This is a genomic window from Streptomyces sp. ID05-39B, assembly GCF_033794725.1.
GTDB lineage: Bacteria > Actinomycetota > Actinomycetes > Streptomycetales > Streptomycetaceae > Streptomyces > Streptomyces bobili.
Genome location: NZ_JARGEF010000346.1, coordinates 1 through 6,479, shown reverse-complemented (window position 1 = coordinate 6,479; position 6,479 = coordinate 1). Strand labels below are relative to the sequence as shown.

Here is a 6,479-nt window from a genome sequence, read left to right as displayed (position 1 = left end):
TCTTTTTTGTGGGCTTGGAAATTTTTATAAGGTACAGGGGTTGTTAAACGGCCGGCCGTGGGACGGTTACGCCCGGTGACCGGAGGGCGGGCCATCGCCAAGGCGGTGAGTCCGGCGTATCTGACCCGGAAGGGAGGCACGGAGTACGAGTGAGGGACCTCGGGGGTGAGGGTGACCGGGCGTCGGGGCCGGGGCGGGTGGCCGCAGGCAGAGGCAGGTGGCCGCAAGCCGGAGCAGGTCGCTGCAGACCGGGCCGGCCACAGCAGGCCGGGGGCCAGGTCACCGCAAACCTGACCAGGCCGCCGCAGGCCGAGGCAGTCGGGGTGGGCACGAGCACGCTGCCCCCCGGTCGCGTCTGGGCCCACGAGTTCGCCGCCGCCTGCCGCATGGACGGGGAACCACTGTCCGAGGAGGAGGTGCTGGACCACCTCATCACCGAACACGAGACCGCCCAGGAGTCGCCGGAGGCCGGGCCAGGCCACCGCGGGCCCGCCCCAGCCACCACAGGCCGGCCCGGGCCGGGGGGCCAGGTCACCGCAAACCAGACCAGGGCGCCGCAGGCCGAGGCAGGTCGCCGGAGGCCGGACCAGGTCACCACAGGCCGGGAACCAGGCCGCCGCGAGCCCGCCCCAGCCACCACAGGCCGGCCCAGGCCGCCGCAGGCCGGGGAGCCAGGTCGCCGCACCGGCCGGGGCGCAGGCCCGGGGTGGGTCAGCCGCAGCGGTTCTTCTCCGGGGCCGGTGTGGGACCGGGCTTTCGTTCCGGCAGGAGGCGGGAGCCTGTGATCCGGTCGCCCGAGGTGTCGTTCGGGTTGGAGAGGATGCAGGAGTCGAGGGAGAGGCAGCCGCAGCCGATGCACTCGGTGAGGTGGTCGCGCAGGCGGTTGAGTTGCTTGATGCGTTCGTCGAGTTCGACTCGCCAGGTCTCCGAGAGGCGGGCCCAGTCCTCGCGGTTCGGGGTGCGTTCCTCGGGGAGTTCGGCGAGGGCCTCGCGGATGGTGGCCAGCGGGATGCCGACGCGCTGGGCGGCGCGGACGAAAGCAACCCGGCGGAGCGTGTCACGGGTGTAGCGGCGCTGGTTGCCGACCGTGCGCCGACTGCTGATCAGGCCCTTGGACTCGTAGAAGTGCAGGGCGGAGACGGCGGCACCGCTGCGGGCGGCGACCTGGCCGACGGTGAGTTCGTGGATCGTCTCTGGAATCTTCGGCACGCCTCGGAGCCTATCCACTGCGCCGGACCCCCGGTCCGTTGACATGACCTCCCGCACCGAGCATGCTAAGCAGTCGCTTAGAAATTCCGTGAGCGCGAGAGAGGCCGCAGACATGGCAGAGCCGAGGATCTTCACGTCGCCCGACGAGCTGAAGGCGGCGGTGGGCGAGCAGCTGGGGTACACCGACTGGCTGGAGGTCGACCAGAAGCGGATCGACCTCTTCGCGGAGGCCACCGGGGACCACCAGTGGATCCACGTCGATCCGGAGCGCGCGGCCTCGGGCCCGTTCGGGACGACCATCGCGCACGGCTATCTGACCCTGTCGCTGCTGCCCCTGTTCGGCCCTCAGCTGATCGCGGTCGAGGGCGTGAAGATGGGCGTCAACTACGGCTCGAACAAGGTCCGTTTCCCCGCGCCCGTCCCGGTCGGCTCGCGGCTGCGCGCCACCGCCGCCATCTCCGGCGTCGACGACGTCCCCGGCGGCGTCCAGGTCACCGTGGCGTTCACCGTGGAGCGCGAGGGAGGGGACAAGCCGGTGTGCGTGGCGGAGTCGGTGTCCCGCTACTACCTCTGAAGGACGGTCCGCGGCACGGCTACTTCGCCGCGCCCACCATCCGCAGTACGAGGTCGGCGTACAGCGCGCCGACCTCGTCGGGGGTGCGCGGGCCGTCCACGTTGAACCAGCGGGCCACGTCGATGCACAGGGACAGCACCGCGAGCGTCGTCCCGTGCACGTCGATGACGTCGAACTCGCCGCTCGCCACGCCCTCCTCGATGATCCCGCGCACCTCGCCGTCGACCTGGCGGCGCAGCGCGAGGATCTCGGCGCGGGCTTCGGGTCCGAGGGCGTCCAGTTCGTACTGGACGACCCGTGCGGTGGTGCGCCGGCCCGCGTGCCAGCGGACGAAGGAGCCGACGGCCTCCGCGAGCCGGTCGGTCGCGCTGCCCTCGGCGCGCGCGGCCGTGCGCAGGATGTCCAGCGCGCGGTCGTGGCCGATCCGGCTGATGCGGTGGAGCAGCTCTTCCTTGGTCTTGTAGTGGATGTAGAGCGCTGCCGGGCTCATCCCCGCGCGGCCCGCGATGTCACGGGTCGTCGTCGCGTGGTAGCCACGCTCGGCGAAGGCCTCCACAGCGGCGACGAGCAGTCGCCGGGCCGCGTCGGGGGTGACCCCTTCCCACGGCTCGGTCTCGCCGCCGGCCGTGTCCTGCGCCGTACTCATCGCTCGTTCGCCCCTCTCGGTACCCGGAGCACCACCATACCGCCGAAGGTGAGCGCCCGCTTAGGGGGCAGTTCAGAGCTTTTCGAAGGGGTCGTGGTCGGCGAGGAGCTTCTCCAGGCGGGCCTGGTCCACCCGGCTCACGATCTGCCCGGCTTCCTGCCGGTCGCGGATCACCTTCGACAGCGTGAAGGCGGACGTCACCAGGTACAGGACCGCGATAGCGAGGAAGGCCCGCACCCAGGCGTTCGTGTCCAGCTGGTAGATGCCGATGGACGTGGCCGCCATGGCGATGGCGAAGGAGGCGACGGCCTGGCCGTAGAAGGCGGCCGTGCTCTGCTGCTTGACCGGTGTGTCACTCATGGGGCAAGGGTCCGCCGGGTGAGGCCGTGCCACATCCGTCCGGCTACTCAGGACGTACTCAGAAAGCCGAAACCCCCGTGAGCGCCCGCCCGATGACCAGTTTCTGGATCTGGCTCGTGCCCTCGTACAGGGTCATCACGCGGGCGTCGCGCAGCAGCTTGCCCGCCGGGTACTCGTCGATGTAGCCGTAGCCGCCGTAGACCTGGAGGGCGTTGTTGGCGGCGCGGACGGCCGCCTCCGAGGCGAAGAGTTTGGCCTTGGAGGACTCCACCGCGAAGGGCAGCCCGCGGTCGACGAGGTCCGCGACCCGCCAGGTCAGCAGGCGGGCGGCGTCCACGTCGACCGCGATGTCGCTGAGCAGTTCCTGGACGAGCTGGTGGTGGGCGATGGTCCTGCCGAACTGCTCCCGCTCCCCCGCGTACCGCACGGCCGCGTCCAGGGCGGCCTGGGCTATGCCGACGCAGCCCGCCGCGACCGACATCCGGCCCTTGGCCAGGGCGGACATCGCGACGGAGAAGCCCTTGCCCTCCGGGCCGAGCAGCGCGGACGCGGGCACCCGGACGTCCTCAAGGACCAGTTCGGCGGTGGCCTGGCCGCGCAGGCCGAGCTTGCCGTGGAGGGTGCGCCGGGTCAGGCCGGGCGTGTCGGTGGGGACGAGGAAGGCGGAGACGCCCTTGTGGCCGGGGGCGTCCGTGGAGCGGGCGAAGAGCAGCACGACGTCGGCCCAGCTGCCGTTGGTGATGAACATCTTCGTGCCGCTGATGACGTATTCGTCGCCCTCGCGGACCGCGCGGGTGGTGAGGTTCCCGGCGTCGGAGCCGGTGCCGGGCTCGGTGAGGCCGAAGCAGCCGAGGTACGCGCCGGAGGTCAGCCCCGGCAGCCAGCGCCGCTTCTGCTCCTCGTCCCCCCAGGCCGCGACGGTCTTGGCGACCAGGCCGAGGGAGACGGAGACGATGCCACGCACGGAGGAGTCGCCGCGGCCCAGCTCCTCCGTGACCAGGCAGTACGCGAGATGGTCGCCGCCGGAGCCGCCGTACTCCTCGTCGATCGTCAGGCCCAGGAAGCCGACCTCGCCGAGCTTCTTCACGACGGACCGGTCGACCTCCTCGGCGCGGTCCCAGGCGACGGCGTGCGGGGTGATCTCACGGTCGACGAAGTCCCGGGCGAGCCGGCGTACGGCTTCCTGCTCCTCGCTGAGCCCCAGATGCATGGCGCGTCACCCCACAGAGAATGTGATCGGGATTTAAATTAGCACTGCTAGTTTGTTCTTCGCAGCCCTACTATGTGCGCCATGGCCCGACCGCGCAAGCCCTTGCTGAGCATCGACCGCATCGTCGCGACGGCTCGCGCGCTCGTGGACACGGAGGGCCTCCCGGCACTCTCCACCCGGCGGCTCGCCGCCGAACTCGGGGTCAGCGGGCCCTCGCTCTACAATCACTTCCGCACCAAGGACGAGATCCTGGAGGCGGTCGCCGACTCGGTGAGCGCCCAGGTCGACCTGTCGATGTTCGAGGACGGCCGGCCGTGGCGGACCGCGCTGCACGACTGGGCGGTCTCCTACCGGACCGCCCTGCGCGACCACCCGAACATCGTCCCGGTCCTCGCCCGCGGCCCCGGCCGCCGCCCGGCCGCGCTGCGGCTCGCCGACGCGGTCTACGGCGCGATGGTCGAGGCGGGCTGGCCGCCCGCGCAGGCCACCTCGATCGGCGCGCTGATGCGGTACTTCATCATGGGCTCCGCGCTCGGCTCCTTCGCCGGCGGATTCGTGGACGACCGCAGCGCCTACGACCCGGCCGACTACCCGCACCTCGGCCAGGCCCATCTGCTCGCCGACCAGCAGGAGAAGGTGGACGAGCGGGCCTTCGAGACGGGCCTCGCGGCGCTGCTGGACGGGCTCGCGCAGCAGTACGAGCGGCTGGGACGCACGGCCTGAAGGACGAGGCACGATCCGGCCGCGGACACTTCGGCGCCCGCCGAACCTTCCGTGTCCCATGCTGGAGCCATGACCACGAGGGATCCCCGCGCCCCGCTGCTGGCCCGGCTGGCCGCTCTGCTCGCCGACGAGACACGCGCCGCGTGTCTGCTGGCGCTGCTCGACGGCCGGGCCTGGACCGCGGGCGAGCTGGCCCGGCACGCTGGAGTCGCCGCCTCGACGCTGAGCGAGCACCTCGGCAAGCTCGTCGCCGGCGGGATGCTCGCCGAGGAACGGCAGGGCCGGCACCGGTACGTACGGCTCGCCGACGCGCGGATCGCCCAGCTCGTGGAGGACATGGCCGCCCAGGCCGCCCCCGCCGGGGCGATACCGCCCCACAACCTGCGGGAGTCGAGCGCCGGGTCCGCGATGGCGCGGGGGCGGACCTGCTACGACCACCTCGCCGGGCGGCTCGGCATCGCCGTCACCGACGCCCTCACCGCGCGCGGGCTGCTCGTCCAGGACACCGGGTTCGCGCTCACGCGGGCGGGGCTCGGCTGGTTCGCCGATGCCGGCATCGCCCTGGACCGCGCGGGCCGCCGTCCGCTGGCCCGCGCCTGCCTCGACTGGACGGAGCGGCGGCCCCATCTCGCCGGGGTCGCGGGTGCCGCCCTGTGCCGGCACGCCCTCGACGCGGGCTGGTGCGAGCGCATCGGCTCCGAGCGGGCGGTACGGGTGACGGCGACGGGCGAGCGGGCACTGGGCGAGCTGCTCGGCATCCACGGGGCGGACCTGCGGTGAGCCGCCCGCCACGAACGGCTCGTCCGAAAGCCGCGAGCCCGCCCACCCTTCGACTTCCCAGACTGAGGAGCATGATGAACACCGCCCGTCGCCCTGAGCGCCGTACGGAACTGCTCGCCGCCGGTGCGGCGTCGGTCACCGTCGTGCTGTGGGCCTCCGCGTTCGTGTCGATCCGCAGTGCGGGCGCCGCGTACTCCCCCGGCGCGCTGGCCCTCGGCCGGCTGCTGGCCGGGGCCCTGACCCTGGGGCTGATCTGCCTCGTCCGGCGGGAGGGGGTGCCGCCGCGGTCCGCCTGGCGCGGGATCGCTGTCTCGGGAGTGCTGTGGTTCGGCTTCTACATGGTGGCGCTGAACTGGGGCGAGCAGGAGGTGGACGCGGGCACGGCGGCCCTGGTCGTGAACATCGGGCCGCTGCTCATCGCCCTGCTCGGCGCGCGGTTCCTCGGCGACCGGCTGCCGCCGCGGCTGCTGGCCGGGATGGCGGTGTCGTTCGCGGGCGCGGTGACGGTCGGGCTGTCGATGTCGGGCGGGGGCGGTTCCTCGCTGCTCGGGGTGGTGCTGTGCCTGCTGGCCGCCGTCGCGTACGCCGGTGGGGTGGTGGCGCAGAAGCCGGCGCTGGGGCGGGCCAGTGCCTTGCAGGTGACCACGTTCGGCTGCCTGGTGGGCGCGCTGATGTGCCTGCCGTTCGCCGGGCAGCTGGTGGCCGACGCCGCCGACGCGCCGGTCACGGCCACTCTCAACATGGTCTACCTGGGCGTGTTCCCGACCGCGCTCGCCTTCACCACCTGGGCGTACGCGCTGGCCCGCACGACGGCCGGCCGGATGGGCGCGACGACGTACGCCGTCCCCTCGCTGGTCGTGCTCATGTCCTGGCTGGCGCTCGGCGAGGTGCCGGGGGTGCTCACGCTGGCGGGCGGGGCGCTGTGCCTGGCCGGGGTGGCGGTGTCCCGGCCGTCCCCGGCTGTCCCGGCTGTCCGG

General features: G+C 72.6%; 8 protein-coding genes and 1 pseudogene. 5 read left to right on the top strand and 4 right to left on the bottom strand.

Translation table 11 applies throughout. From position 1 onward, the window contains the following. Positions 1–36: 36 nt before the first annotated feature. A pseudogene (locus P1P75_RS38500) lies at positions 37–153 on the top strand (RNA ligase (ATP)); the annotation flags it as partial. A gap of 558 nt (positions 154–711) precedes the next feature. On the opposite strand, the gene soxR reads toward P1P75_RS38500, so the two are convergent. Continuing rightward, complete coding sequence (gene soxR, locus P1P75_RS38495) at positions 712–1,209, bottom strand: redox-sensitive transcriptional activator SoxR (protein ID WP_319264158.1); 498 nt, start codon at positions 1,207–1,209, stop codon at positions 712–714. A 112-nt stretch (positions 1,210–1,321) separates the two neighbouring features. Here soxR and P1P75_RS38490 point away from each other — a divergent pair, with 112 nt between their 5' ends. Beyond that, entirely contained in the window at positions 1,322–1,783 is a 462-nt protein-coding gene (locus P1P75_RS38490) for a MaoC family dehydratase (RefSeq protein ID WP_266454581.1), read from the top strand. A 19-nt stretch (positions 1,784–1,802) separates the two neighbouring features. Here P1P75_RS38490 and P1P75_RS38485 read toward each other — a convergent pair whose 3' ends face one another. The 3 genes from P1P75_RS38485 to P1P75_RS38475 all read right to left on the bottom strand — a co-directional run bounded on the left by P1P75_RS38485 (position 1,803) and on the right by P1P75_RS38475 (position 3,999). Then, entirely contained in the window at positions 1,803–2,429 is a 627-nt protein-coding gene (locus P1P75_RS38485) for a TetR/AcrR family transcriptional regulator (RefSeq protein ID WP_319264156.1), read from the bottom strand. Positions 2,430–2,501: 72 nt separating this feature from the next. Further along, on the bottom strand, positions 2,502–2,789 hold the full coding sequence (locus P1P75_RS38480; RefSeq protein ID WP_319264154.1) for a YiaA/YiaB family inner membrane protein: 288 nt from the start codon (positions 2,787–2,789) through the stop codon (positions 2,502–2,504). A gap of 58 nt (positions 2,790–2,847) precedes the next feature. Beyond that, complete coding sequence (locus P1P75_RS38475) at positions 2,848–3,999, bottom strand: acyl-CoA dehydrogenase family protein (protein ID WP_319264153.1); 1,152 nt, start codon at positions 3,997–3,999, stop codon at positions 2,848–2,850. Between the two features lie 81 nt (positions 4,000–4,080). Between P1P75_RS38475 and P1P75_RS38470 the strand changes: the two genes are divergently transcribed. The 3 genes from P1P75_RS38470 to P1P75_RS38460 all read left to right on the top strand — a co-directional run. Then, a complete protein-coding gene (locus tag P1P75_RS38470; RefSeq protein WP_319264151.1) occupies positions 4,081–4,722 on the top strand; it encodes a TetR/AcrR family transcriptional regulator in 642 nt (213 codons plus the stop codon). A gap of 69 nt (positions 4,723–4,791) precedes the next feature. Continuing rightward, complete coding sequence (locus P1P75_RS38465) at positions 4,792–5,502, top strand: winged helix-turn-helix domain-containing protein (RefSeq protein WP_319264149.1); 711 nt, start codon at positions 4,792–4,794, stop codon at positions 5,500–5,502. A gap of 74 nt (positions 5,503–5,576) precedes the next feature. After that, positions 5,577–6,479 (top strand): DMT family transporter (locus tag P1P75_RS38460; RefSeq protein ID WP_319264159.1); only part of this gene is annotated, 903 nt, incomplete at its 3' end.

What these genes read in the sequence shown, in the direction of transcription:
- P1P75_RS38490 (WP_266454581.1), top strand. Translation starts at nt 1,322, where the DNA reads ATGGCAGAGCCGAGGATCTTCACGTCGCCCGACGAGCTGAAGGCGGCG.
- P1P75_RS38485 (WP_319264156.1), bottom strand. Translation starts at nt 2,429, where the DNA reads ATGAGTACGGCGCAGGACACGGCCGGCGGCGAGACCGAGCCGTGGGAA.
- P1P75_RS38480 (WP_319264154.1), bottom strand. Translation starts at nt 2,789, where the DNA reads ATGAGTGACACACCGGTCAAGCAGCAGAGCACGGCCGCCTTCTACGGC.
- P1P75_RS38475 (WP_319264153.1), bottom strand. Translation starts at nt 3,999, where the DNA reads ATGCATCTGGGGCTCAGCGAGGAGCAGGAAGCCGTACGCCGGCTCGCC.
- P1P75_RS38470 (WP_319264151.1), top strand. Translation starts at nt 4,081, where the DNA reads ATGGCCCGACCGCGCAAGCCCTTGCTGAGCATCGACCGCATCGTCGCG.
- P1P75_RS38465 (WP_319264149.1), top strand. Translation starts at nt 4,792, where the DNA reads ATGACCACGAGGGATCCCCGCGCCCCGCTGCTGGCCCGGCTGGCCGCT.